This is a genomic window from Salmonella sp. 32100201201700099SM (assembly GCF_017572645.1).
In the GTDB taxonomy this organism is placed as follows: Bacteria; Pseudomonadota; Gammaproteobacteria; order Enterobacterales; family Enterobacteriaceae; genus Salmonella; species Salmonella enterica.
Genome location: NZ_JAGERQ010000006.1, coordinates 241,200 through 265,255, shown reverse-complemented (window position 1 = coordinate 265,255; position 24,056 = coordinate 241,200). Strand labels below are relative to the sequence as shown.

Sequence of the window (24,056 nt, the reverse complement as noted above, 5' to 3'; positions counted from 1 at the left end):
CCTCAATTTTTATTAGCAAGTGTAAAACAGTTGACTACTATCGCAATCCGAAGACGCGATAACAACCCATAGACAAGCGGATTTTCCAGCAGATAGCGCTGATGCTCCGCCTGCGCGACCGGTTTCTTTTTCATATCATTGTAAACACGTAACCGAACTCACAGATAACGGTTCGGCGAAACCACGAGAAAACTCTTGCGTTAACAAGAGCGCCCTTGTTCAGTCTTCAGCGCCATTGCCGGCTCTGGAATCCTGAGAAGCGCCGAGATGGGTATAACATCGGCAGGTATGCAAAGCAGAGATGCAGATTGCGGGGGACATGCGCGCACCAGAACGATGCGACAGATTCAGCAGAATACAACGGTTCATTATCTCGTATCACCTCCACGGCCGCCCCGTAAGACGAACCCACAAGCCAAAGCAACGTTTTAACCCGGCTGGAAGTGGCGACACGAAGAAAACGTCGTGTGCTTTTGTATGAGCCGCGCGTCGCGTTTTATACCCAGAACGCAGAAAAAAAGCAAAGCATAAATGCGCATAATGTCAGCATTATCAGAAACGTTTACCGCCTGATTTTGACCGACATTGCGACGGCCTTCAAAAAAAGCTGGAAATTGGGCGAAGAAGTGACCTAAAATAGCCGTCCAGATGTTAATCCATCCATACTGATTAACACTCAGACTGCCAGTGTCAGTGACCTTCAGACTCATGGTAGAATCTTCTGTCATGACTATTCCGCACAACAGTTTGAGCTAACTAAATTCTCCTTAGGTGAAATTAAATATGGCAAAACACCTTTTTACGTCTGAGTCCGTATCAGAAGGGCATCCTGACAAAATCGCAGACCAAATCTCTGATGCCGTGTTGGACGCTATCCTGCAACAGGATCCGAAAGCACGCGTCGCCTGTGAAACCTACGTTAAAACCGGCATGGTTTTAGTTGGCGGTGAGATCACCACCAGCGCCTGGGTCGATATCGAAGAGATTACCCGTAATACGGTGCGCGAAATTGGCTATGTGCATTCCGACATGGGCTTTGACGCCAACTCTTGCGCGGTACTGAGCGCAATTGGCAAACAGTCTCCGGATATCAACCAGGGCGTTGACCGCGCAGACCCGCTGGAACAAGGCGCGGGCGACCAGGGCCTGATGTTTGGCTACGCGACAAATGAAACCGACGTACTGATGCCTGCGCCAATCACCTACGCGCACCGTCTGGTACAGCGTCAGGCTGAAGTGCGTAAAAATGGCACCCTGCCATGGTTGCGTCCAGATGCAAAAAGCCAGGTCACTTTCCAGTATGACGACGGCAAAATCGTCGGTATCGACGCCGTGGTTCTCTCTACGCAGCACGCAGAAGATATCGACCAAAAATCGCTGCAAGAAGCGGTGATGGAAGAGATCATCAAACCCATTCTGCCGTCTGAATGGTTAAATACGTCCACTAAGTTTTTTATCAACCCAACCGGGCGTTTTGTTATCGGCGGTCCGATGGGCGATTGTGGTCTGACCGGTCGTAAGATCATCGTTGATACCTACGGCGGTATGGCGCGTCACGGCGGCGGCGCCTTCTCCGGTAAAGATCCGTCTAAAGTTGACCGTTCTGCAGCTTACGCTGCGCGTTATGTCGCGAAAAACATCGTGGCGGCAGGTCTGGCGGATCGCTGTGAAATCCAGGTCTCCTACGCTATCGGCGTAGCGGAGCCGACGTCCATCATGGTGGAAACGTTCGGTACTGAAAAAGTGCCTGCTGAACAGTTGATTCTGCTGGTGCGCGAATTCTTCGACCTGCGCCCGTACGGCTTGATTCAGATGCTGGATCTGCTGCACCCGATCTACAAAGAAACTGCGGCTTACGGCCACTTCGGTCGCGAAAACTTCCCATGGGAAAAAACCGACAAAGCGCAACTGCTGCGCGATGCTGCCGGTCTGAAATAATCGCCCGCGCCTGACGCTGTTTTTCAGTCAGGTAAACCATACCGTACTTATAAAGGCCAGCGCCCTGCTGGCCTTTATCATTGCTGATACACGCAACGTTATCAGATGTTCCAGCGTGTATTTATACTGACCTTTTTGTGATGCGCAGCACAATCCGCTCTCCCCTTTCGTTTCTTCGACTACACTTTTTATCATTCAGTTTCAGCCATCATGAAAGCGGTTACATTCATTTTCATTGAGAACTGACCGCATCACTGTCGGTATGCTAACTCTGCGATGAAAATGTTACATAGTTTTTCAGTTTTGTCTGAATACCAGGCGATTGATAGGGTTATAAGATTATTAAAACTATTATTTTTCAGATAATTAAATAATCACCGAGATAAATAGTAGTGTAAACGATTACACCATTGTGATTAGCCTCACATCTTTTTACGGCGTACTCACCTACTCTTAACATCGATAAAATTGCTAACCCAACCGGAGGGCATAATGCCTGACAATAAAAAACAAGGGCGTTCCAACAAGGCCATGACATTTTTTGTCTGCTTTCTTGCAGCCCTGGCAGGATTACTTTTTGGCCTGGATATCGGCGTTATCGCCGGTGCTTTACCCTTCATTACCGACGAGTTTCAGATTACCGCACACACTCAGGAATGGGTGGTCAGCTCCATGATGTTTGGCGCGGCCGTCGGCGCTGTCGGCAGCGGCTGGCTCTCCTTTAAGCTGGGTCGTAAAAAAAGCCTGATGATCGGCGCTATCCTGTTCGTCGCCGGTTCGCTGTTCTCCGCTGCGGCGCCTAACGTTGAAGTCCTGATTATTTCTCGCGTGCTGCTGGGTCTGGCCGTCGGCGTCGCTTCCTACACTGCACCGTTGTACCTGTCCGAGATCGCGCCGGAAAAAATTCGCGGCAGTATGATCTCAATGTACCAACTCATGATCACCATCGGGATTCTGGGCGCTTATCTGTCCGATACCGCGTTCAGCTACAGCGGCGCATGGCGCTGGATGCTCGGCGTGATCATCATCCCGGCCATTCTGCTGCTGATCGGCGTCTTCTTCCTGCCGGACAGCCCGCGCTGGTTTGCGGCGAAACGCCGTTTCCATGATGCTGAACGCGTCCTGTTGCGCCTGCGTGACACCAGTGCGGAAGCAAAACGTGAGCTCGATGAAATTCGCGAAAGTTTGCAGGTTAAACAGAGCGGTTGGGCGCTGTTCAAAGAGAACAGCAACTTCCGCCGCGCCGTGTTTCTTGGCATTTTGTTGCAGGTCATGCAGCAATTTACCGGGATGAACGTCATCATGTATTACGCGCCGAAAATCTTCGAACTGGCGGGGTACACGAATACCACGGAGCAGATGTGGGGCACCGTTATTGTTGGTCTGACTAACGTGCTGGCAACCTTCATCGCTATCGGCCTGGTTGACCGCTGGGGCCGCAAGCCGACCCTGACACTGGGCTTCCTGGTCATGGCGATTGGTATGGGGATTCTGGGTACGATGATGCACATCGGCATCCATTCGCCGTCTGCGCAATACTTCGCTATCGCTATGCTGCTGATGTTCATCATTGGATTTGCGATGAGCGCAGGTCCGCTGATTTGGGTACTGTGCTCCGAAATCCAGCCGCTTAAAGGCCGCGATTTCGGCATCACCTGCTCCACCGCGACCAACTGGATCGCCAATATGATCGTCGGCGCAACGTTCCTGACCATGCTGAACAATCTGGGTAACGCCAACACCTTCTGGGTCTACGCTGGCCTGAACGTGCTGTTTATCCTGCTGACCCTGTGGCTGGTGCCGGAAACCAAACACGTTTCGCTGGAACACATTGAACGTAACCTGATGAAAGGTCGTAAACTGCGCGAAATCGGCGCCCACGACTAATCCCTCCACGCTTCCTCCTGCCACAGGAGGAAGCGTTTTTCTTGCAGTCCCTCTTCCGTCGCACTATTCTCTGCCGCTATGAAAACCCCTCGTCTCCCTATCGCTATCCAGCAGGCCGTGATGCGCCGTCTGCGGGAAAATCTCGCCCAGGCGAACCTCAAGCTCGATAGACATTATCCGGAGCCGAAACTGGTGTATACGCAACGCGGCACCTCGGCGGGCACCGCCTGGCTGGAGAGCTACGAAATCCGCCTCAACCCGGTGTTACTGCTGGAAAACATCGACACCTTTATAGCAGAGGTCGTGCCGCATGAACTGACGCATCTGTTGGTGTGGAAGCACTTCGGACGCAAGGCTCCGCATGGCAAGGAATGGAAGTGGATGATGGAAAGCGTGCTGGGCGTTCCGGCCAGACGTACTCATCAATTTGCGCTGCAATCCGTACGGCGCAACACCTTTCCCTACCATTGCCAATGCCAGCAACATCAACTCACCGTCCGCCGTCATAATCGGGTAGTACGCGGCGAAGCGGTTTATCGTTGCGTTCACTGCGGCGAACCACTGGTCGCCGGGTAGTTCCCGAAACGTCCGGGAACTTTCCTGAGCGGACTGATTGCATACAGACACAACTTTCGTTACGTTGCGGGCTCGTTTTGCTATGGAGTGTGCAATGTACCGTAATTTTTCTTTTGCCGCAGCGTTGCTGGCCGCAGCGTTTTCAGGCCAGGCATTGGCCGATGGCATTAACAATTTTTCTCAGGCCAAAGCGGCGAGCGTCAAAGTCAATGCCGACGCGCCCGGCAGCTTTTACTGCGGGTGCCAAATCCGCTGGCAGGGTAAAAAAGGCGTCGTAGACCTGGAGTCCTGCGGCTATAAGGTGCGTAAAAACGAGAATCGCGCCAGACGCATTGAGTGGGAGCACGTTGTCCCCGCCTGGCAATTCGGTCATCAGCGCCAGTGCTGGCAGGACGGCGGGCGAAAAAACTGCGCTAAAGACCCGGTCTATCGCAAAATGGAAAGCGATATGCATAACCTGCAACCCGCGATTGGCGAAGTGAATGGCGATCGCGGCAACTTTATGTATAGCCAGTGGAACGGCGGCGAAGGTCAGTACGGGCAGTGCGCCATGAAAGTGGATTTCAAAGCGAAGCTCGCCGAGCCGCCCGCCCGCGCCCGTGGCGCAATCGCCCGCACTTATTTTTATATGCGCGACCAATACCAACTGAAACTTTCCCGCCAACAAACGCAGCTTTTTAACGTCTGGGATAAGCAGTACCCCGTTACCGCCTGGGAGTGCGAGCGCGATGCGCGTATCGCGAAGGTCCAGGGTAATCATAATCCCTATGTGCAACGCGCTTGCCAGGCGCGAAAGAGCTAACCTACACTAGCGGGATTCTTGTTAACCCATGCCCTAGATAGCCAAACGCCGGGGCCATGACGCGGATTTTTTTATTATGCGTATTCCCCGCATTTATCACCCTGAATTGTTGACGTCCGGTACGCAGATTTCGTTATGCGAAGATGCGGCCAACCATATTGGTCGTGTACTGCGCATGGGACCGGGACAAGCGTTACAGCTGTTTGACGGCAGTAATCAGGTATTCGATGCTGAAATCATTAGCGCCAGTAAGAAAAGCGTTGAAGTGCAAGTGATGAAAGGCGAAATCGACGATCGTGAATCGCCGCTGCATATCCATCTGGGCCAGGTGATGTCGCGCGGTGAAAAAATGGAATTTACTATCCAGAAATCGATCGAACTGGGTGTAAGCCTCATTACGCCACTGTTCTCTGAGCGCTGCGGCGTTAAACTGGATAATGAACGTCTGAACAAAAAGCGCCAGCAGTGGCAAAAGATCGCCATCGCCGCCTGCGAACAATGCGGGCGTAACCGGGTGCCGGAAATTCGCCCGCCGATGGCGCTGGAAGCCTGGTGCGCCGAGCAAGATTCCGGGCTGAAGCTCAATCTTCATCCGCGCGCCCATGCCAGCATCAACACTCTGCCGCTGCCGGTTGAACGCGTCCGACTGCTGATCGGCCCGGAAGGCGGGCTGTCGGCGGACGAAATCGCGATGACCGCGCGCTATCAGTTTACTGATATTCTGTTAGGACCTCGCGTTCTGCGTACTGAGACAACCGCGCTCACCGCCATTACCGCGCTACAGGTGCGTTTTGGCGACTTAGGATGAAGCGTTAACGGAGAAAATAATGATCAAGCTCGGCATCGTGATGGACCCCATCGCACACATCAACATCAAGAAAGACACCAGTTTCGCTATGCTGCTGGAAGCCCAACGTCGTGGTTATGAACTTCATTATATGGAGATGGCCGACCTTTATCTGATTAACGGCGAAGCCCGCGCCCGCACGCGAACGTTGAGTGTGGAGCAAAATTACGATAAATGGTACGAGTTCGGCAGCGAGCAGGAGATTAAACTCGCCGATCTGGACGTCATTTTGATGCGTAAAGATCCGCCGTTTGATACCGAGTTTATTTATGCGACCTATATTCTGGAACGCGCTGAAGAAGAAGGGACGCTTATCGTCAACAAACCGCAAAGCCTGCGCGACTGTAATGAAAAACTGTATACCGCCTGGTTTGCCGATCTGACGCCGGAAACGCTGGTAACGCGCAATAAAGCGCAGCTCAAAGCGTTTTGGGAAAAGCACGGCGATATCATTATGAAACCGCTGGACGGTATGGGCGGCGCGTCCATTTTCCGCGTTAAGGAAGGCGATCCTAACATAGGCGTTATTGCCGAAACGCTGACCGAGCTGGGCAACCGCTACTGCATGGCGCAGAACTATTTGCCCGCGATCAAAGATGGCGATAAGCGCGTACTGGTCGTCGACGGCGAGCCGGTGCCTTACTGCCTGGCGCGTATTCCGCAGGGCGGCGAAACCCGCGGCAACCTGGCGGCTGGTGGTCGCGGCGAACCCCGTCCGTTGAGCGAAAGCGACTGGGAAATCGCCCGCCGCGTTGGGCCAACACTTAAAGCCAAAGGGCTTATTTTCGTCGGTCTGGATATTATCGGCGACCGCTTAACGGAAATTAACGTGACCAGCCCAACCTGCGTGCGTGAAATTGAAGCGGAATACCCGATCTCTATCACCGGGATGTTGATGGACGCCATCGAAGCGCGTCTGGCGAAGTAAAGGTTTATTGCCCGGTGGCGTGCGCTTACCGGGCCTGAGCAATCACGCCGCCCCGGTCGGATAAGGCGGCGCATCAGCATCGCCATCCGGCAATCTATTGCCCGATAAGGCCACCGTCCTTTGGCAAAAGACGGCTTATATGAGTGACAACCGTCCGCTTTCCCCACATACTGAACACTGTCGTTTTTTTGAACCAGGAAACAGAACCTCTGACAATGAATTTACAGCATCACTTTCTTATTGCCATGCCTGCGCTCCAGGACCCGATTTTCCGCCGTTCCGTGGTGTATATTTGCGAGCACAACCAGGACGGCGCTATGGGGATTATTGTTAATAAGCCTTTGGAAAATCTGCAAATTGAAGGGATTCTGGAAAAACTAAAAATTACGCCGGAATCGCGCGATTCGGCAATTCGTCTTGATAAAGCCGTGATGCTCGGCGGCCCGCTGGCGGAAGATCGCGGATTTATTCTCCATACTCCGCCGTCACGTTTCGCCTCCAGCATTCGTATCTCAGACAATACCGTGATTACCACCTCCCGCGATGTGCTGGAAACGTTAGGTACCCAACAACAGCCTTCCGATGTGCTGGTCGCGCTGGGCTACGCCTCCTGGGATAAAGGCCAGCTTGAACAAGAGTTGCTTGATAACGCCTGGCTTACCGCGCCCGCCGATCTCAATATTTTGTTCAAAACGCCCATTGCCGAGCGCTGGCGCGAAGCGGCAAAACTTATTGGCATTGATATTCTGACCATGCCTGGCGTTGCGGGGCACGCCTGATGAGCGACACCTTACTGGCCTTTGACTTCGGCACAAAAAGCATCGGCGTTGCAATAGGACAACGCATTACCGGCACCGCCCGTCCGCTTCCGGCAATCAAAGCACAGGACGGCACGCCCGACTGGACGCTCATTGAACGTTTGCTGAAAGAGTGGCAGCCGGACGAAATTATTGTCGGGCTACCGCTCAACATGGATGGCACTGAACAACCGCTGACGGCGCGCGCACGTAAATTCGCCAACCGTATTCATGGGCGCTTCGGGGTAACTGTCACGCTGCACGATGAACGACTCAGCACCGTTGAAGCACGCTCCGGTCTGTTTGAACGAGGTGGGTATCGCGCGCTGAACAAAGGCAAAGTGGACTCGGCCTCCGCCGTGATTATCCTCGAAAGCTATTTTGAACAGGGGTATTAAAGCCGTTTTTGTCAGCAGGCGGATAACGCGGTCACGGTTGCCAGGCTTACTGGGCAATAAGCTGGTTTAATGCCTTCAACGCCTGTAAACGCGCAGCCGCCTCCGCCTCATCAATCCGCCACATTCCCGCAAAGGCCAGCGCTGCGGCGTGCTTGCCTAGCGGTTGCGCCATAGAAACTTCACCATCAGCGTGATGCCACAGCACGTATCCCCGCTGGCGCTGCTGCGCCACATGCGGTGCCAGATTGCGCCACTGCTCCGGAGTAAAACGCTGCATTAGCGCCTCGTCGCTTTCTGCCGCCAGTAACGCCACTCCTGTTACCGACTGCCAGGCCGGGCACATACGAAACCCCGCCAACGCCTGACTTCCCTGCGAACCCGGCGTAGAGTGATAAATATAGATAATCTGGTCTTCCCATAGCACGCCTAATGCCACCACGATGTCTCTGGGCGCATGGCGCTCAAGGATAGGCAACGCATGGGAGAACAGCGCTGAACCGCGAATCGCCTGCACCGCCAAAGCATGAATGCCTGGCCCGGGTAAATAGCGTCGGTGCTCATCCTGCATCGTGAGTCCAATAGAGGCCATCGTCATTAACAGGCGATTAACGCGCGTGGTATTAATATCCATCAGCCGGGCAAGCTCGCGACATCCGATAGCATGGTCGCTGGAGACCAGATATTGCAGACAGCGAATGCCATCTATCAGGCTTTGATTCGGTTGTGATGACATCGTTAAATGGCTTCGCTGTGGTTTTAACAAAGCTGCGATTTTAACGCCGGTTCGCCAGGATACAAGCCTGCATGCCGTTCAATCCACCGCGCCAGCCAACACTTTACAACGCCCCTACGCCGCCATCTTCGCTACAGTCGTCCCTGCGCCTGACGCCATTGCGCGCTCTGGGCGAATGTCATCATCCCCTGCTGCTGCCCGGTTTGTATCACGTGGGCCAACTGATGGAGTTTGCCTTCACGGATCAAATTCCCTGTGGCTGGCGTATTAATCAGTAATTCAAACAACGCCACGCGCCCCTCCTGCCTGTCGACCTCCAGTTTTTGCGATAGTACAGCGCGCAGACTACCCGCCAGTTGACTGCGTACCGGTTCTTTTTCCTGCGCCGGAAAACTATCCACTAATCTTTCCACCGCCTGCGCCGCACCGCGAGTATGCAGGGTTGCCAGTACCAGATGCCCCGTTTCCGCCGCCGTCAGCGCCAGGCGAATGGTCTCGCTGTCACGCAGCTCTCCCAGCAAAATGACATCGGGATCTTCACGCAACGCCGCGCGCAGCCCGGCGGCAAAAGTGGCGCAATGCTGGCCGACTTCCCGCTGCTGTATCAGGCAACGCTTGCTGGTGTAACGGTACTCAATAGGATCTTCCAGCGTCAGGATGTGTTTATCGGCATGTTGATTAAGATGTCCCACCATCGCCGCCAGCGTAGTGGATTTCCCGCAGCCAGTGGCGCCAGTGACCAGAATCAGTCCGTTCTCGCTGGCAAGCAGTGCGGGTACTATCGGCGGCGTCTGGATTTCCGCCAGATCAGGACAACGCTCGGGCAATAGCCGTAGCGCCAGCGACGTTCCCTGTTGATGTTTGAACGCACTGGCGCGCAGGCGCCGCGTGCCAGACAGCGAGACGGCGAAATCAAGCTGGCCGTGCGTTCGCCACTGATATTGTTGCGCGTCATTAAGCCAATCAAGCAGAAGCCTGTCGACATCAGGCGCGGTAAAAGGCGCGGTCTCCATGCGTCCTTGTTTGCGCCATCGCGCAGGCCAGGCGTTACACAGGTGTAGATCCGAGACGTTATGCTTTACACTAAGCGTCACAATTTCTTCCATATTCATATAAACATCCTCGGAAAATGAACGATATCGCGCATAACCTGGCACACATCCGGGACAAAATCTCCGCCGCGGCGACGCGTTGCGGCCGCTCTTCAGAAGAAGTTACGTTGCTTGCAGTGAGTAAAACCAAACCTGCGAGCGACATCGCAGAAGCCATTGCCGCCGGACAACGGGCATTTGGTGAAAATTATGTACAAGAGGGGGTGGAAAAAATCCGCCACTTTCAGGAAGCGAAAGTGGAAGGCCTGCACTGGCACTTTATTGGCCCTTTACAGTCCAACAAAAGTCGGCTGGTGGCCGAGCATTTTGACTGGTGTCATACCATCGATCGCCTGCGTATCGCCTCGCGGCTGAGCGAACAGCGTCCGGATAATCTGCCGGCGCTAAATGTTCTGATCCAAATCAATATCAGCGATGAAAACAGCAAATCAGGCATTCCGCTGGCGGAACTGGATGAGCTGGCCGCGGCGGTGGCAACACTGCCGCGTCTGCGGCTTCGCGGGCTGATGGCGATCCCGGCACCAGAGTCAGATTATGTAAGGCAGTTTGAAGTCGCACGTCAAATGGCTGTAGCATTTGCCGGGCTGAAAGCGCGCTACCCTGACGTTGATACCCTATCTCTGGGTATGAGCGACGATATGGAAGCCGCGATTGCGGCAGGTAGCACAATGGTGCGCATCGGCACCGCTATCTTTGGTGCTCGTGATTACACAAAAAATTAAGGAAAACTGAGGAACGCCATGAATACGTTGACCTTCCTGCTCTCAACGGTAATTGAGCTGTATACCATGGTGCTATTATTGCGCGTGTGGATGCAGTGGGCCCGCTGTGACTTTTACAACCCTTTTTCCCAGTTCGTGGTGAAAATTACGCAGCCCATCATCGGACCGCTGCGTCGTATTATCCCGCCAATGGGGCCGATTGACAGCGCTTCCCTGCTGGTGGCGTTTATTCTTAGCGTTATTAAGGCGATAGTGCTGTTTAAGGTAATTACGTTTCAGGCGATTATCTGGATTGCCGCGGTGCTTATCTTGCTTAAAACAATCGGCCTGCTGATCTTCTGGGTGCTGCTGGTCATGGCTATCATGAGCTGGGTGAGCCAGGGTCGTAGCCCGATTGAATATGTATTGATTCAGCTTGCCGAGCCGCTGCTCAGCCCGATTCGCCGTATACTGCCTGCGATGGGCGGCATCGACTTCTCGCCGATGGTTCTGGTGCTGCTGCTGTATGTCGTTAATATGGGGATCGCTGAAGTCTTACAAGCGACAGGCAACATGTTGCTGCCGGGGCTGTGGATGGCGTTATGAGTGCTGTGACTCGCTGCGAAGACGGTCTGGTGTTACGGCTTTATATTCAGCCGAAAGCCAGCCGCGACAGTATTGTGGGCTTACATGGCGACGAGGTGAAAGTCGCCATTACTGCCCCGCCGGTTGACGGTCAGGCAAACAGCCATCTGATCAAGTTTCTCGGTAAACAGTTTCGCGTGGCGAAAAGTCAGATCGTCATCGAAAAAGGCGAGCTGGGCCGTCACAAACAGGTAAAAATTATTCACCCGCAACAGATCCCGCCGGAAATTGCGGCGTTAACTGAGTAGGTACTCCATGCAAAAAGTTGTTCTCGCAACCGGCAACGCCGGTAAAGTGCGCGAGCTCGCGTCGCTGTTAAGCGATTTTGGGCTTGATGTGGTAGCGCAAACGGAACTGGGCGTTGACTCCGCGGAAGAAACCGGCCTGACGTTTATTGAAAACGCGATTCTCAAAGCGCGCCATGCCGCTAAAATGACCGGTCTGCCCGCCATTGCCGATGACTCCGGTCTGGCCGTTGACGTTTTAGGCGGCGCGCCGGGTATCTATTCCGCGCGCTATTCTGGCGAAAACGCGACAGATCAGCAAAATCTGGAAAAACTGCTGCATACTCTACGAGATGTTCCGGACGACAAACGCCAGGCGCGATTCCATTGTGTACTGGTTTATTTGCGTCATGCCGAAGATCCCACACCGATAGTCTGTCACGGTAGCTGGCCTGGCGTCATTACTCGCCAGGCGGCTGGAAATGGCGGATTTGGCTATGATCCCATTTTCTTCGTACCGTCTGAAGGCAAAACCGCCGCAGAACTGACCCGTGAAGAAAAAAGCGCGATTTCCCACCGTGGACAAGCGCTCAAGCTGCTGCTGGATGCGTTACGCAATGGCTAAACTACCGCCGCTCAGTCTTTATATTCATATTCCCTGGTGTGTACAAAAATGTCCATATTGCGACTTCAATTCCCATGCGTTGAAGGGCGAGGTGCCGCATGACGACTACGTCCAGCATCTGTTAAGCGATCTGGATGCCGACGTCGCCTGGGCGCAAGGGCGTGAAGTAAAGACCATTTTTATTGGCGGCGGTACGCCAAGCCTGCTTTCCGGGCCGGCGATGCAAACGCTGCTGGACGGCGTGCGTGCGCGCCTGAATCTGGCGGCGGATGCGGAAATTACCATGGAAGCGAACCCCGGCACGGTCGAAGCCGACCGCTTCATCGACTATCAGCGCGCCGGCGTAAACCGGATCTCCATTGGCGTGCAGAGCTTTAGTGAGCCTAAGCTGAAACGTCTTGGCCGTATTCACGGTCCACAAGAGGCGATGCGGGCAGCAAGACTGGCAAATGGGCTTGGGCTACGCAGCTTTAACCTCGACTTGATGCATGGATTGCCGGATCAAACGCTGGAAGAGGCGCTGAATGATTTGCGACAGGCGATTGCGCTTAATCCGCCGCATCTCTCATGGTATCAATTGACGATTGAACCCAACACTTTGTTCGGTTCGCGTCCGCCGGTTTTACCGGACGATGACGCTCTGTGGGATATCTTTGAGCAGGGCCACCAGTTATTAACCGCCGCGGGCTATCAGCAATACGAAACGTCGGCCTATGCCAAACCCGGTTATCAGTGCCAGCATAATCTGAACTACTGGCGCTTTGGCGACTATCTGGGTATTGGCTGCGGCGCCCACGGTAAAGTCACCTTCCCGGACGGCAGGATCTTGCGCACCACCAAAACCCGTCACCCACGCGGTTATATGCAGGGACGTTACCTGGAAAGCCAGCGTGACGTGAGTGATGACGATAAACCCTTTGAGTTCTTTATGAACCGTTTTCGGTTGCTGGAGCGTGCGCCTCGCGCCGAATTTGTCGACTACACCGGGCTTACGGAAGCGGTTATTCGTCAGCCAATCGACGAGGCTATTGCCCAGGGCTACCTGACCGAATGCGAGCAATACTGGCAGATTACCCGGCACGGTAAACTGTTTTTAAACTCTCTTCTTGAGTTGTTTCTCGCGGAATAACAAGGATAAGCCTGTCGCGCCAGCGGGTAAAATACCTGATGGCGCGACGCTTACCGACCTGTGGCGGTTAATGCGCCGCCGGCAAGCGCATTATTTAATAACCCCTTTACGACGCAAATCGTCCGTATCTTTTTTCCAGCGCTCGTAACCGTCATTAATATCCATAATTTTCACACGGATATCACTCTGTTGCATCTGAAGTTTCTGTACCGCTATATTCAGCGGATATTGTCCTTTCTCTAACGTTATCCAGTCATTCTGCGCTTTTCGACGCAGCTCTTCTGATTTCAAAAATACCTGCCGCCGTTGCTCGTGTATGTCTAAATCTCTTTTCTGCTGAATAGCCGCTTCATTGCACGGCTCACTCTGCTTACGGCACGCGTCTAATGCCGGTTGATAGACCTCTTTTTCGTATTTCTCGGCATATACGCTGCTATCGTTGGTTTTTACATAATCATCGCGCTCTTTTAACGTCTTTTTAAACGCCTCGGCGCGGGTCAACGGTTTCCCATCAGCGCCTTTTCCCCAATACGCGTCCGCTTCTTTTTTAGCTACCGCTATTTTCTTATCCAGGGCAGAGAGTTGTTCTTCAAGACCGGGGATCGACGCTTTCTGCGCACGCCAGGAGGCTTCAATGTTGCCAAACCGATAGTTAAAGTCATCACTGTTGACGATCAGGTATTTATCATTCGTTTTAATGTCGTCAATAGCCCGGCCCTGATCGCTGGCTGCCATTTGTAATGAGTAATAGTTCACCGTCCAGCCAGAGGCTGGCGTCCCTTTACTGGTTAACATGGCAGAAAATTTAACGGGACGATCTTTGGTCCAGGTTTTTTCAACAAAATAATAATCCGCCGCCATACCAACGCCGGTATACATATCTTCACGGGAAGAAATATCCCCTTCGGCAGACCAAGTGGCCTGATTGCCCGTCGAATCAAAATTTTTTAAGGTAATGGAATCCAGTTTAAGTATGCCGTGGTACTGCTTACTAAACTGTTCTTTTAAGATGTTATCGGAGGGTTGAGCAACCTCTGCCCAACTATAGCCTGAAATCAGGGCAAACAGCGCTGCGCCAGCAATCCATTGTCGAACCACTTGTGGACCTCCCGTCCAGAGACATGACGCCCACGATTATCATAACCAGAATGATAATTAGCAAGATAATAGTGTTGATTGTGCGAGAGGTCTTCCAAAGATAGCCCCGGCCTTCCGACCGGGGCATTATCTTTAATACTGATTGAACATCGTCTGGATCTGTTTTGGATCTTTAGTCTGGGTTAACGCCAGTTGCAGTAAGACACGCGCTTTTTGCGGGTTCAGCGTGCCGGAAGCGACAAAGCCGTATTTTGCATCGTCAACTTCCGCATCCTGCGTGGTTGCGCCAGTCGGCACACGTGAAGAACGCACCACTACCGTACCGTTGTGCGCGGCGGTCGCCAGGGTATCAAAGACCGTTTTATACAGGTTGCCGTTACCCACGCCTGCGCTCACGATCCCGTCATAACCCGCGTCTACCAGCGCTTTTGCCGGCAGATCGGACGCATTCGCATAGTTATAAACGATACCGACTTTCGGCAACGCGGTCAGCTTCGACACGTCGAACGGGGTGGAGGTGGTATGTTTACGCTCTGGCGTACGCTGGTAGTCAATTTTACCGTTGTGGATATACCCCAGCGGGCCGTAGTTAACCGCTTTAAACGTCGCCACGTCAGTCGTATTGGTCTTAGTGACGTCGCGTCCGTCCATGACGGTATCGTTCATTACCACCAGCACGCCGCGATTGGCAGACTGTTTATCAGCCGCTGTTACTACCGCATTATAGAGGTTAAACGGGCCATCTGCGCTCATTGACGTGGAGGGACGCATCGCGCCGACCAGTACCACCGGTTTATTGCATTTCACGGTCAGATCGAGGAAATAAGCGGTCTCTTCCATCGTATCAGTACCGTGGGTGATCACGAAACCGTCGGTGCTGTCGCACTCGGTATTGATTTTTTTCGCCAGCGTGAGCCAGACTTCATCGTTCATATCCTGCGAGCCAATGTTAACGACCTGCTCGCCTTTCACTACCGCAATGTCCTTCAATTGAGGAACGGCATCCACCAGATTTTCGACACCGACTTTACCTGCCGTATAATTTGATTTTGTTGCTGAATCACCGCCGCCAGCGATCGTTCCGCCGGTCGCTAAGATGGTGATATTCGGTAAAGCGAACGCTGCGCCGCTGAAACCCATTACCAGAGCAGCTAATGCCGTTTTCCTGAAAAACTCCATGTTATATCTCCAGTTATGTCAACTGGTCGCATTATCCCTATATTGCAGACGAATAATGTGACGCCATACGATTAACCAGCGATATATATCCGACAGAGAGTATTTTTTAGAGATGGATAACAAAATGCAGGAAAAAACAGAATAAAAAGGCGCAGATACGATCTACGCCATTGTTTAAAAAGGAAAGATTACTTCAGGCTGCCAACCAGCGCTTTACGGCTATCTTCTAAGGTCACTACGCGGCTACAGACATCTTTGCCAAACTGCTGGAAATCTTTCTCCTGGTTTTTCCATTCGTTCTGGATAGCGGTTTGCAAACCACCGAGACTGCCCATCACTCCCTGTAAAGGATTGCCGCCGCCTTTAAGCACCGCCTTGGCGCCCATTTCGTTAATGCTGTCCTGCAAAATACCGCCCATCGCCTGATTCACCAACTGCTGACCGTCGGCACGCACCTGGTCGATAGCCTTATAGTGGAACGTCAGGCCGTCCGTACGATGTTCGATAATGCGGTTCATTTGCGCTTTTAATTGCGCATCAAGCTTCGTCAGGCGGCTGCGCATGTTGCTGTTTTCGCCCACCTCTTTAGCGATGATTTTATCCAGCGCCACGCGGCCTTTTTCGACGCGCGATCGGGCGCCCTCATCAATCCACGGCAGCGCGCTTCGCAGTTCCGCCTGGTAATCTTTCGCCTGCTCGCGCTGCGCGGCGCTAAGGGTGTACTGCTTACTGTTGTACATCACATTGCCGTCCGGCGTGATCACCAGGTTGCCGTTTTCACCTTTCACCTGCACCGTTTGTGGACTCAGGATCACATCGTCACGCGGCGTGACGCTGCATTTGTAATCTGCATGAGCGGCCATCGCCGTAAACGTTAGCACTGCCGCCAGCAGCGTTTTGCGCATCATAACTTTCCCTCAAGACAAAGCGGGCCGGCATTTGCCGACCCTGTACTTATTAGTCCCACCAAACGTCGAAAAGTTCGCTGGTTCGGACTTCTTCAAGGTTGCGCGCTTCCAGCCACTTACGCACAATCGCCTGATGTTCTTCGGTACATTTACCGATTTCCTGCATACAAATCAGCCCTTCCCAGGCTAGGTAGCCGCTGCCGTCAAACGCCAGTTTATTAGGCTCAATAACGTCATTAATAAAGTCATCGACAGTCTTATCGATCTGCTCTTCAGATGTACCTTCCGGAAAACGCCATGCCACCGAAAATCCTAATTCCTGGAATTCGTCAATGTGCATTTTTTTACGCAGACGACGACTACGGTTCTTTGCCATTATTTCACCCTCTCGAACATTAAGTCCCATACGCCATGACCAAGACGATGGCCACGTTGTTCAAATTTCGTTACCGGGCGCGATTCCGGGCGCGGTACATAATCATTGCTCTCTGACAGATTTTTGTACCCGTCGATAGAAGACATGACTTCAAGCATGTGTTCCGCATACGCTTCCCAGTCGGTCGCCATATGGAAAACGCCGCCCAATTTCAGCTTGCTCAATACCAGTTCAGCAAACGGCACCTGAACGATACGGCGTTTATTATGACGCGCTTTATGCCACGGGTCAGGGAAAAAGAGCTGAACCATCGATAAAGAATTGTCAGGAATCATTTTATGCAACACTTCTACTGCGTCATGGCACATGACGCGCAGGTTTTCAACGCCCTCTTCATGAGCGGACGCCAGACACGCGCCGACGCCGGGCGAATGCACTTCAATGCCGAGGAAATTCTGCTCCGGGCGCGCTTTCACCATCGCCACGAGAGACGCCCCCATGCCAAACCCAATCTCCAGCGTCACCGGCGCTTCGCGACCAAACAACGTGGCGAAATCTACCGGCGCTTCGCTGAACTCGACGCCCATCACCGGCCAGTAGTTTTCCAGCGCGTGTTCTTGCCCCTTTGTCAGTCGCCCCTGGCGACGAACAAAACTACGAATACGGCGCAGCGGGCGACCGTTTTCATCAAATTCCGGTGAAATGACGTCGTTTTTCATAAAAGTGTAGTCTGCTGTGTTTGAGTTCTGAAAACGGGCATTATCCAAAGTTAGTTGCCGGATGCAAGCATGAAGCGCACTGCGAAAAGTTCCGGTTTACACCCTGCGGCCTCTGTGCTGCAATCTTGCCCCCGGCAATAATGAATGAGTTTCCATGCAAGCGTCTCAATTTTCAGCCCAGGTTCTGGACTGGTACGACAAATACGGGCGGAAAACGCTGCCCTGGCAAATTAACAAGACGCCTTACAAAGTATGGCTCTCGGAAGTCATGTTGCAACAAACGCAGGTGACGACGGTTATTCCTTACTTTGAGCGATTTATGGCGCGCTTTCCGACGGTGACGGATTTAGCGAATGCGCCGCTTGATGAAGTGCTCCATTTATGGACCGGGCTCGGCTATTACGCCCGTGCGCGTAATTTGCATAAAGCGGCGCAACAGGTGGCGACGCTTCACGGTGGAGAATTCCCGCAAACTTTTGCCGAAATCGCCGCGCTACCCGGCGTCGGGCGCTCAACCGCTGGCGCAATTCTCTCCCTCGCGTTAGGTAAACATTATCCGATTCTTGATGGAAACGTTAAACGTGTGCTGGCTCGCTGTTATGCTGTTAGCGGCTGGCCTGGAAAAAAAGAGGTGGAGAATACGCTGTGGACGTTGAGCGAGCAAGTGACGCCCGCACGCGGCGTGGAGCGTTTTAATCAGGCGATGATGGATCTGGGCGCGATGGTTTGTACGCGCTCAAAGCCAAAGTGCACCCTGTGTCCGCTGCAAAACGGTTGTATCGCCGCTGCGCATGAAAGCTGGTCACGCTATCCGGGCAAGAAACCGAAACAGACGTTGCCGGAGCGGACGGGTTACTTTTTATTGTTACAGCATAATCAGGAGATTTTCCTGGCGCAGCGCCCTCCCAGCGGTTTATGGGGCGGACTCTACTGCTTCCCGCAGTTCGCCAGCGAAGATGAATTACGTGAATGGCTGGCGCAACGGCATGTTAACGCTGATAATTTGACCCAGCTTAACGCGTTTCGCCACACATTTAGCCATTTCCACCTGGATATTGTGCCTATGTGGCTTCCCGTGTCGTCACTGGACGCCTGCATGGATGAAGGCAGCGCGCTCTGGTATAACTTAGCGCAACCGCCGTCAGTCGGACTGGCGGCCCCCGTGGAGCGCTTGTTACAGCAGTTACGTACCGGAGCGCCAGTTTAACGCTCCGGTCGATGAAGAGGATGACTTATGAGCAGAACGATTTTTTGTACTTACCTGCAACGCGACGCTGAAGGGCAAGATTTTCAGCTCTACCCTGGCGAACTGGGAAAACGTATCTATAACGAGATCTCTAAGGACGCGTGGGCGCAGTGGCAGCATAAGCAGACCATGTTGATTAACGAGAAAAAGCTCAACATGATGAACGCCGAGCACCGTAAGCTGCTGGAACAGGAGATGGTGAGCTTCCTGTTCGAAGGCAAAGACGTTCATATCGAAGGTTATACGCCGGAAGATAAAAAATAGGCCCGTTGCTGAATGAGGCTGCGCTTATTCGGCCTGTGAGTTATGCCGGATAAGCTCTTAGCACCGCTGCCCGGCAACATGGCATAACGACAACACAACATGCACTCCCGGAATGATGAAAAAATTACTCGCGCTTGCTGTTATTGCGCCGTTGCTCATCTCCTGCTCCAGTTCGACCAAAAAAGGCGAGACGTATAATGAAGCCTGGGTCAAGGATACCAACGGCTTTGATATTTTGATGGGGCAATTTGCCAACAATATTGAAAATCTGTGGGGATATAAGGAAGTCCTGATCGCCGGGCCGAAAGACTACGTCAAATATACCGATCAGTTCCAGACCCGTAGCCACATCAACTTTGATGATGGGACCATTACCGTTGAAACCATCGCCGGGACGGAACCTACCGCACATCTGCGCCGGGCCATTATTAAAACGTTGCTCATGGGTGACGACCCAACCTCCGTCGATCTTTACTCCGATGTCGATGACATAAAAATTTCTAAAGAACCCTTCCTGTATGGTCAGGTCCTCGACAATACCGGCCAGCCTATTCGCTGGGAAGGCCGTGCCACGACATTCGCGGATTACTTGCTGAAAACGCGGCTCAAAAGCCGCAGTAACGGCCTGCGTATTATTTACAGCGTCACCATTAATCTGGTGCCGAACCACCTTGATAAACGCGCGCATAAATACATTGGCATGGTACGCCAGGCCTCCCGTAAATACGGCGTTGACGAGTCGCTGATTTTGGCGATTATGCAAACGGAGTCCTCGTTTAACCCGTATGCGGTCAGCCATGCGGATGCGCTGGGCCTGATGCAGGTGGTGCAACACAGCGCCGGGAAAGATGTTTTCCGTTCTCAGGGTAAGTCCGGCACGCCAAGCCGTAACTTCCTGTTCGACCCCGCCAGCAATATCGATACCGGCACAGCGTATCTGGCGATGTTGAATAATGTCTATCTGAGCGGTATTGAGAATCCGACGTCGCGGCGCTATGCGGTCATTACCGCCTACAATGGCGGCGCAGGCAGCGTATTACGCGTATTCTCGAACGATAAGATTCAGGCCGCGAATATGATTAACCGCATGTCACCGGGGGATGTGTACCAGATATTAACCACCCGACATCCATCTGCGGAGTCGCGCCGCTATCTGTATAAGGTGAATTCCGCCCAGCGATCGTATCGCCGCCGATAAACCATCGCATCCCGCCTCTGGCCGACAAATGACAGTGGCGGGAAAGGCAAAAGTGTTAACTCCGTCACCATTTTACTTTGCAATCAGAAATTGTTTGCAAATATTTGTCACAGGTAACAAAAAAAGCCCGCCTCTCATTGATAGAATCACACCAAATCACAACGGCAAATGTGCCTTTTAAAACATTCATCCGCTCTCAGGTGTGAGGAAATTAATATGAATCTTAAGCTGCAGCTTAAAATACTCTCTTTTTTGCAGTTCTGTCTGTGGGGAAGCTGGCTCACTACCCTGGGCTCGTATATGTTCGTCACCTTAAAATTTGACGGCGCATCTATTGGCGCAGTTTATAGTTCACTGGGGATTGCTGCCGTCTTTATGCCGACCTTGCTAGGCATTGTGGCTGACAAATGGCTGAGCGCGAAATGGGTCTATGCCCTGTGTCATGTCGTCGGCGCCATCACGCTATTCATGGCCGCGGAAGTCACTACGCCTGGGGCGATGTTCTTTGTGATCCTGCTTAACTCTTTGGCTTATATGCCGACGTTGGGCTTGATCAATACTATATCGTATTACCGCCTGCAGTCTGCCGGCATGGATATTGTGACTGACTTTCCGCCTATCCGTATCTGGGGCACCATCGGCTTTATTCTGGCGATGTGGGGCGTGAGTTTCTCCGGTTTCGAGCTGAGCCATATGCAGCTTTATATCGGCGCGACGCTTTCCGTTCTGCTGGTACTGTTTACCTTTACCCTGCCGCACATTCCGGTGGCGAACCAACAGAAAAACCAGAGCTGGACATCAATGCTGGGCCTTGACGCTTTTGCGCTGTTTAAAAATAAGCGGATGGCGATTTTCTTCATCTTCTCCATGATGCTGGGCGCGGAACTGCAGATCACCAACATGTTTGGCAACACCTTCCTGCATAGCTTTGATAAAGATCCGCTATTCGCCAGTAGCTTTATCGTGCAGCACGCCTCGGTGATGATGTCGATTTCGCAGATTTCTGAAACGTTATTCATCCTGACCATTCCGTTCTTCCTGAGCCGTTATGGTATTAAGAACGTTATGCTTATCAGTATTGTGGCGTGGATGCTGCGTTTCGGCCTGTTCGCTTATGGCGACCCGACGCCGTTCGGTACCGTTCTGCTGGTATTGTCGATGATTGTGTACGGCTGCGCCTTCGACTTCTTCAACATTTCTGGCTCGGTGTTTGTCGAAAAAGAAGTACGCCCGGAAATCCGCGCCAGCGCGCAGGGGATGTTCCTGATGATGACCAATGGCTTCGGCTGTATCCTTGGCGGCATTGTGAGCGGTAAAGTGGTGGAGTATTACACTCAAAACGGCATTACCGACTGGCAGACCGTGTGGCTCATCTTCGCAGGCTACTCGCTGGTGCTGGCCTTTGCGTTCGTAGCCTTGTTCAAATACAAACACGTTCGCGTTCCGGCAAGTTCGCAACCCGTTGCACATTAATCCTTGCCCTGTTTCGCAGGCCGGATAAGGCGTAAATGCCTTATCCGGCCTGCAGGCAACGTTACTTTAAAACATATCCATACAAGCGTTTAATTCCATCGGCATCGGTCTCGCTATATACCCCCTGCAATTCCGGCGAAAAACCGGGCAACAGATTGATGCCCTCTTCCAGCGCCAAAAAATAACGCTGCGCCGCGCCACCCCAAATCTCCCCCGGCACCACGCACAGTACGCCCGGCGGGTATGGCAATGCCCCCTCGGCAGCAATACGCCCGCCCGCCTCGCTGATACGCACCAGCTCTACATCGCCGCGAATAAAGGCGCTGTTGGCATCCTGCGGGTTCATCGCCACATGCGGCAGGCTTTCTTTGCGAAACATCGCTTTTTGCAGATCCTTAACGTCAAAGCTAACGTACAGGTTGTGCATCTCCTGACATAGCTCACGCAGGGTGTAATCGCGGTAGCGCACCGGGTATTTCTGAAAAACCGTCGGCAATACATCCGCAAGCGGCGTATCGTCTTCAATGTGCCGTTCAAATTGCGCCAGCATCGCGACCAGTCGCGCCAGTTTCTCTTCGTTCTCGGCGGGTGTCAGCAAGAATAGAATCGAGTTGAGATCGCACTTCTCAGGCACAATACCGTTCTCACGCAGATAGTGGGCGAGAATGGTCGCCGGGATGCCGAATTCGGTGTACCGCCCACTATCGGCATCAATACCTGGCGTGGTCAGTAACAGTTTACAAGGATCGACAAAATACTGGTCATCCGCATAACCCTCAAAGCCATGCCATTTCGCCCCGGGCTCAAAACTGAAGAAACGACGATTGCTGGCAATGGTCTCCGTCGGATATGCCTGCCACGGCTTGCCGTCAACCACCAGTGGGATAAAGGGCTGAAGCAGTTTGCAACGGGCGAGAATGGCTTTACGCGCGTCAATGCCCAGCGCAACGCACTCCGCCCACAGGCGGCGACCGCTCTCCCCTTCGTGGATTTTGGCATTGACATCCAGCGCCGCAAACAGCGGGTAGAACGGACTGGTTGAAGCATGCAACATGAAGGCGTTGTTCAGGCGTTTGTGCGGGCAAAAACGCGCCTGGCCGCGAATATGGTTATCTTTTTTGTGGATCTGCGAGGTTTGTGAGAACCCCGCCTGTTGCTTATGTACCGATTGGGTCACAAAGATCCCAGGGTCGTTTTCATTAAGCTCCAGCCGCAACGGCGAGGTATCCGCCATCATATTGATAAACTGCTCATAGCCTACCCACGCGGAGTCAAACAGAATGTAATCGCAGAGATGCCCGATTTTATCCACCACCTGACGGGCGTTGTAAATAGTGCCGTCATAGGTACCCAGCTGAATGATCGCCAGGCGGAACGGACGCGGCGCATCGGCGCTTTCCGGCATCACGTCACGAATCTGGTCGCGCAGGTACGTTTCATCAAAACAGTGCGCATCAATACCACCGATAAAACCAAACGGGTTGCGCGCCGCCTCAAGATAGACCGGCGTCGCCCCGGCCTGAATCAGGGCGCCGTGGTGGTTGGATTTGTGATTATTTCGATCAAACAGCACCAGATCGCCGCGCGTCAGCAAGGCGTTGGTGACCACTTTATTCGCCGCCGAAGTTCCATTCAGCACAAAGTAGGTTTTATCCGCATTAAACACTTTTGCCGCAAATTTCTGCGCGTGTTTGGCAGAACCTTCATGTATTAGCAGATCGCTAAGTTTCACATCGGCGTTACACATATCCGCACGAAACAGGTTTTCACCAAAAAAGTCATAAAAATGGCGGCCTGCGGGATGTTTTCTAAAAAACTCGCCATGCTGGTGCCCCGGGCAAGCAAAGGTACTATTCCCCATGTCGACATACTGGGTCAGGGTGCCATAAAAGGGCGGCAGAAGTTCCGCTTCGTAGCGACAGGCAGCGTTTTCCAGCTCCAGCCATTCCTGCGCGTTCCCGCCGATTACCGCCGTAACGCCGACAGGCGCGCTGACGGGTTCATCCGCAAGCATAAATACCGGCAGGTGAAAACCGGTGCGTTTAAGCAACGCCAGAATACCGCTACGGCTGTCGGCAGTGGTAATGACGACTGCGGCCACATCGGTAAAGTCGGTACTTTCCAGTGCCACTACGTTTCGGTGGGTGGAGAGACGGGGGATGAGTTCACCGCTGGCGGCAATATTCATTGATTTCATAAGCGCAAATACCCGTTTCGGGAGTAGAGTAACCCCGGACAAGGCCGATGCCTTGC

The 24,056-nt window shown here is 53.0% G+C and carries 28 protein-coding genes; 17 read left to right on the top strand and 11 right to left on the bottom strand.

The window, feature by feature from the left end; genetic code table 11:
- Positions 1-2 precede the first annotated feature (2 nt).
- The 3 genes from yqgB to J4685_RS12340 form a co-directional block, all read right to left on the bottom strand.
- Positions 3-134, bottom strand: coding sequence for an acid stress response protein YqgB (gene yqgB, locus J4685_RS12350; protein WP_000729109.1), 132 nt, complete (start codon positions 132-134; stop codon positions 3-5).
- An 85-nt stretch (positions 135-219) separates the two neighbouring features.
- Entirely contained in the window at positions 220-369 is a 150-nt protein-coding gene (locus J4685_RS22655; RefSeq protein WP_001751809.1) for a hypothetical protein, read from the bottom strand.
- Between the two features lie 59 nt (positions 370-428).
- Complete coding sequence (locus J4685_RS12340; protein WP_001543499.1) at positions 429-728, bottom strand: hypothetical protein; 300 nt, start codon at positions 726-728, stop codon at positions 429-431.
- A 55-nt stretch (positions 729-783) separates the two neighbouring features.
- Between J4685_RS12340 and metK the strand changes: the two genes are divergently transcribed.
- The 8 genes from metK (at position 784) to ruvX (ending at position 8,173) form a co-directional block, all read left to right on the top strand.
- The gene (metK, locus tag J4685_RS12335) at positions 784-1,938 is read left to right on the top strand and encodes a methionine adenosyltransferase (protein ID WP_001062140.1); all 1,155 of its coding nucleotides are present in this window, start codon (positions 784-786) and stop codon (positions 1,936-1,938) included.
- A 492-nt stretch (positions 1,939-2,430) separates the two neighbouring features.
- A complete protein-coding gene (gene galP, locus J4685_RS12330; RefSeq protein ID WP_001113171.1) occupies positions 2,431-3,825 on the top strand; it encodes a galactose/proton symporter in 1,395 nt (464 codons plus the stop codon).
- Positions 3,826-3,903: 78 nt separating this feature from the next.
- Positions 3,904-4,401 (top strand): SprT family zinc-dependent metalloprotease, encoded by a 498-nt coding sequence (locus tag J4685_RS12325; protein WP_000856778.1) that lies wholly within the window; start codon positions 3,904-3,906, stop codon positions 4,399-4,401.
- Between the two features lie 94 nt (positions 4,402-4,495).
- Positions 4,496-5,203 carry a deoxyribonuclease I gene (endA, locus tag J4685_RS12320; RefSeq protein WP_000286124.1) on the top strand — a complete coding sequence of 236 codons (708 nt, stop codon included), beginning with the start codon at positions 4,496-4,498 and terminating at the stop codon, positions 5,201-5,203.
- 76 nt (positions 5,204-5,279) lie between these two features.
- Positions 5,280-6,011 (top strand): 16S rRNA (uracil(1498)-N(3))-methyltransferase, encoded by a 732-nt coding sequence (rsmE, locus tag J4685_RS12315; RefSeq protein WP_001222488.1) that lies wholly within the window; start codon positions 5,280-5,282, stop codon positions 6,009-6,011.
- 19 nt (positions 6,012-6,030) lie between these two features.
- Positions 6,031-6,978 (top strand): glutathione synthase, encoded by a 948-nt coding sequence (gene gshB / locus J4685_RS12310; RefSeq protein ID WP_000593248.1) that lies wholly within the window; start codon positions 6,031-6,033, stop codon positions 6,976-6,978.
- A gap of 215 nt (positions 6,979-7,193) precedes the next feature.
- Complete coding sequence (locus J4685_RS12305) at positions 7,194-7,757, top strand: YqgE/AlgH family protein (RefSeq protein WP_001053176.1); 564 nt, start codon at positions 7,194-7,196, stop codon at positions 7,755-7,757.
- Positions 7,757-8,173 (top strand): Holliday junction resolvase RuvX, encoded by a 417-nt coding sequence (ruvX, locus tag J4685_RS12300; protein ID WP_001285491.1) that lies wholly within the window; start codon positions 7,757-7,759, stop codon positions 8,171-8,173. The genes J4685_RS12305 and ruvX overlap by 1 nt, the downstream gene beginning before the upstream one ends.
- 46 nt (positions 8,174-8,219) lie before the next feature.
- On the opposite strand, the gene J4685_RS12295 is transcribed toward ruvX, so the two are convergent.
- Both J4685_RS12295 and J4685_RS12290 read right to left on the bottom strand, forming a co-directional pair.
- Positions 8,220-8,906 carry an IclR family transcriptional regulator gene (locus J4685_RS12295; RefSeq protein WP_000098319.1) on the bottom strand — a complete coding sequence of 229 codons (687 nt, stop codon included), beginning with the start codon at positions 8,904-8,906 and terminating at the stop codon, positions 8,220-8,222.
- Positions 8,907-9,037: 131 nt separating this feature from the next.
- Positions 9,038-10,018 carry a type IV pilus twitching motility protein PilT gene (locus J4685_RS12290; protein WP_001055655.1) on the bottom strand — a complete coding sequence of 327 codons (981 nt, stop codon included), beginning with the start codon at positions 10,016-10,018 and terminating at the stop codon, positions 9,038-9,040.
- A gap of 17 nt (positions 10,019-10,035) precedes the next feature.
- Here J4685_RS12290 and J4685_RS12285 point away from each other — a divergent pair, with 17 nt between their 5' ends.
- From J4685_RS12285 to hemW, 5 genes are read left to right on the top strand one after another with little or no spacing between them, the layout of a single operon-like run.
- Complete coding sequence (locus J4685_RS12285) at positions 10,036-10,740, top strand: YggS family pyridoxal phosphate-dependent enzyme (protein ID WP_000997790.1); 705 nt, start codon at positions 10,036-10,038, stop codon at positions 10,738-10,740.
- A gap of 18 nt (positions 10,741-10,758) precedes the next feature.
- Positions 10,759-11,325 (top strand): YggT family protein, encoded by a 567-nt coding sequence (locus J4685_RS12280; protein ID WP_001094848.1) that lies wholly within the window; start codon positions 10,759-10,761, stop codon positions 11,323-11,325.
- Positions 11,322-11,612 (top strand): DUF167 family protein YggU, encoded by a 291-nt coding sequence (yggU, locus tag J4685_RS12275; RefSeq protein WP_001277203.1) that lies wholly within the window; start codon positions 11,322-11,324, stop codon positions 11,610-11,612. Before J4685_RS12280 ends, yggU begins: the two co-directional genes overlap by 4 nt.
- Positions 11,613-11,619: 7 nt before the next feature.
- The gene (locus tag J4685_RS12270) at positions 11,620-12,213 is read left to right on the top strand and encodes an XTP/dITP diphosphatase (RefSeq protein WP_001174769.1); all 594 of its coding nucleotides are present in this window, start codon (positions 11,620-11,622) and stop codon (positions 12,211-12,213) included.
- Positions 12,206-13,342: a radical SAM family heme chaperone HemW gene (hemW, locus tag J4685_RS12265; RefSeq protein WP_001096530.1), complete on the top strand. Its 1,137-nt coding sequence runs from the start codon at positions 12,206-12,208 to the stop codon at positions 13,340-13,342. The genes J4685_RS12270 and hemW overlap by 8 nt, the downstream gene beginning before the upstream one ends.
- 90 nt (positions 13,343-13,432) lie before the next feature.
- Here hemW and J4685_RS12260 read toward each other — a convergent pair whose 3' ends face one another.
- The 5 genes from J4685_RS12260 to trmB form a co-directional block, all read right to left on the bottom strand.
- Complete coding sequence (locus J4685_RS12260; RefSeq protein WP_000252189.1) at positions 13,433-14,440, bottom strand: DUF1202 domain-containing protein; 1,008 nt, start codon at positions 14,438-14,440, stop codon at positions 13,433-13,435.
- A gap of 132 nt (positions 14,441-14,572) precedes the next feature.
- Entirely contained in the window at positions 14,573-15,619 is a 1,047-nt protein-coding gene (ansB, locus tag J4685_RS12255; protein WP_000394189.1) for an L-asparaginase 2, read from the bottom strand.
- Positions 15,620-15,807: 188 nt separating this feature from the next.
- Positions 15,808-16,527 (bottom strand): DUF2884 domain-containing protein, encoded by a 720-nt coding sequence (locus J4685_RS12250; protein WP_000984830.1) that lies wholly within the window; start codon positions 16,525-16,527, stop codon positions 15,808-15,810.
- A 49-nt stretch (positions 16,528-16,576) separates the two neighbouring features.
- Complete coding sequence (locus tag J4685_RS12245) at positions 16,577-16,903, bottom strand: YggL family protein (RefSeq protein WP_001107559.1); 327 nt, start codon at positions 16,901-16,903, stop codon at positions 16,577-16,579.
- A complete protein-coding gene (gene trmB / locus J4685_RS12240; protein WP_000786896.1) occupies positions 16,903-17,622 on the bottom strand; it encodes a tRNA (guanosine(46)-N7)-methyltransferase TrmB in 720 nt (239 codons plus the stop codon). The genes J4685_RS12245 and trmB overlap by 1 nt, the downstream gene beginning before the upstream one ends.
- 154 nt (positions 17,623-17,776) lie before the next feature.
- Here trmB and mutY point away from each other — a divergent pair, with 154 nt between their 5' ends.
- The 4 genes from mutY to J4685_RS12220 all read left to right on the top strand — a co-directional run bounded on the left by mutY (position 17,777) and on the right by J4685_RS12220 (position 21,803).
- Complete coding sequence (mutY, locus tag J4685_RS12235) at positions 17,777-18,829, top strand: A/G-specific adenine glycosylase (RefSeq protein WP_001148959.1); 1,053 nt, start codon at positions 17,777-17,779, stop codon at positions 18,827-18,829.
- A gap of 27 nt (positions 18,830-18,856) precedes the next feature.
- On the top strand, positions 18,857-19,132 hold the full coding sequence (locus tag J4685_RS12230) for an oxidative damage protection protein (RefSeq protein ID WP_000091706.1): 276 nt from the start codon (positions 18,857-18,859) through the stop codon (positions 19,130-19,132).
- A 112-nt stretch (positions 19,133-19,244) separates the two neighbouring features.
- Positions 19,245-20,330, top strand: coding sequence for a membrane-bound lytic murein transglycosylase MltC (gene mltC, locus J4685_RS12225; RefSeq protein ID WP_000976289.1), 1,086 nt, complete (start codon positions 19,245-19,247; stop codon positions 20,328-20,330).
- 216 nt (positions 20,331-20,546) lie between these two features.
- Positions 20,547-21,803, top strand: coding sequence for a nucleoside permease (locus tag J4685_RS12220; RefSeq protein WP_001049804.1), 1,257 nt, complete (start codon positions 20,547-20,549; stop codon positions 21,801-21,803).
- Positions 21,804-21,864: 61 nt separating this feature from the next.
- On the opposite strand, the gene J4685_RS12215 is transcribed toward J4685_RS12220, so the two are convergent.
- Positions 21,865-24,000, bottom strand: coding sequence for an ornithine decarboxylase (locus J4685_RS12215; RefSeq protein ID WP_000839743.1), 2,136 nt, complete (start codon positions 23,998-24,000; stop codon positions 21,865-21,867).
- Between the last annotated feature and the right edge of the window lie 56 nt (positions 24,001-24,056).

Bases quoted from the DNA above. Each gene is read 5' to 3' on its own strand.
- J4685_RS12280 (WP_001094848.1), top strand. From the start codon at position 10,759: ATGAATACGTTGACCTTCCTGCTCTCAACGGTAATTGAGCTGTATACC.
- endA (WP_000286124.1), top strand. From the start codon at position 4,496: ATGTACCGTAATTTTTCTTTTGCCGCAGCGTTGCTGGCCGCAGCGTTT.
- J4685_RS12215 (WP_000839743.1), bottom strand. From the start codon at position 24,000: ATGAAATCAATGAATATTGCCGCCAGCGGTGAACTCATCCCCCGTCTC.
- hemW (WP_001096530.1), top strand. From the start codon at position 12,206: ATGGCTAAACTACCGCCGCTCAGTCTTTATATTCATATTCCCTGGTGT.
- trmB (WP_000786896.1), bottom strand. From the start codon at position 17,622: ATGAAAAACGACGTCATTTCACCGGAATTTGATGAAAACGGTCGCCCG.
- gshB (WP_000593248.1), top strand. From the start codon at position 6,031: ATGATCAAGCTCGGCATCGTGATGGACCCCATCGCACACATCAACATC.
- J4685_RS12340 (WP_001543499.1), bottom strand. From the start codon at position 728: ATGACAGAAGATTCTACCATGAGTCTGAAGGTCACTGACACTGGCAGT.
- ansB (WP_000394189.1), bottom strand. From the start codon at position 15,619: ATGGAGTTTTTCAGGAAAACGGCATTAGCTGCTCTGGTAATGGGTTTC.
- J4685_RS12290 (WP_001055655.1), bottom strand. From the start codon at position 10,018: ATGAATATGGAAGAAATTGTGACGCTTAGTGTAAAGCATAACGTCTCG.
- J4685_RS22655 (WP_001751809.1), bottom strand. From the start codon at position 369: ATGAACCGTTGTATTCTGCTGAATCTGTCGCATCGTTCTGGTGCGCGC.
- yqgB (WP_000729109.1), bottom strand. From the start codon at position 134: ATGAAAAAGAAACCGGTCGCGCAGGCGGAGCATCAGCGCTATCTGCTG.
- mltC (WP_000976289.1), top strand. From the start codon at position 19,245: ATGATGAAAAAATTACTCGCGCTTGCTGTTATTGCGCCGTTGCTCATC.
- J4685_RS12325 (WP_000856778.1), top strand. From the start codon at position 3,904: ATGAAAACCCCTCGTCTCCCTATCGCTATCCAGCAGGCCGTGATGCGC.
- mutY (WP_001148959.1), top strand. From the start codon at position 17,777: ATGCAAGCGTCTCAATTTTCAGCCCAGGTTCTGGACTGGTACGACAAA.
- J4685_RS12220 (WP_001049804.1), top strand. From the start codon at position 20,547: ATGAATCTTAAGCTGCAGCTTAAAATACTCTCTTTTTTGCAGTTCTGT.
- yggU (WP_001277203.1), top strand. From the start codon at position 11,322: ATGAGTGCTGTGACTCGCTGCGAAGACGGTCTGGTGTTACGGCTTTAT.
- J4685_RS12270 (WP_001174769.1), top strand. From the start codon at position 11,620: ATGCAAAAAGTTGTTCTCGCAACCGGCAACGCCGGTAAAGTGCGCGAG.
- ruvX (WP_001285491.1), top strand. From the start codon at position 7,757: ATGAGCGACACCTTACTGGCCTTTGACTTCGGCACAAAAAGCATCGGC.
- J4685_RS12250 (WP_000984830.1), bottom strand. From the start codon at position 16,527: ATGATGCGCAAAACGCTGCTGGCGGCAGTGCTAACGTTTACGGCGATG.
- galP (WP_001113171.1), top strand. From the start codon at position 2,431: ATGCCTGACAATAAAAAACAAGGGCGTTCCAACAAGGCCATGACATTT.
- J4685_RS12230 (WP_000091706.1), top strand. From the start codon at position 18,857: ATGAGCAGAACGATTTTTTGTACTTACCTGCAACGCGACGCTGAAGGG.
- J4685_RS12295 (WP_000098319.1), bottom strand. From the start codon at position 8,906: ATGTCATCACAACCGAATCAAAGCCTGATAGATGGCATTCGCTGTCTG.
- rsmE (WP_001222488.1), top strand. From the start codon at position 5,280: ATGCGTATTCCCCGCATTTATCACCCTGAATTGTTGACGTCCGGTACG.
- J4685_RS12285 (WP_000997790.1), top strand. From the start codon at position 10,036: ATGAACGATATCGCGCATAACCTGGCACACATCCGGGACAAAATCTCC.
- metK (WP_001062140.1), top strand. From the start codon at position 784: ATGGCAAAACACCTTTTTACGTCTGAGTCCGTATCAGAAGGGCATCCT.
- J4685_RS12245 (WP_001107559.1), bottom strand. From the start codon at position 16,903: ATGGCAAAGAACCGTAGTCGTCGTCTGCGTAAAAAAATGCACATTGAC.
- J4685_RS12305 (WP_001053176.1), top strand. From the start codon at position 7,194: ATGAATTTACAGCATCACTTTCTTATTGCCATGCCTGCGCTCCAGGAC.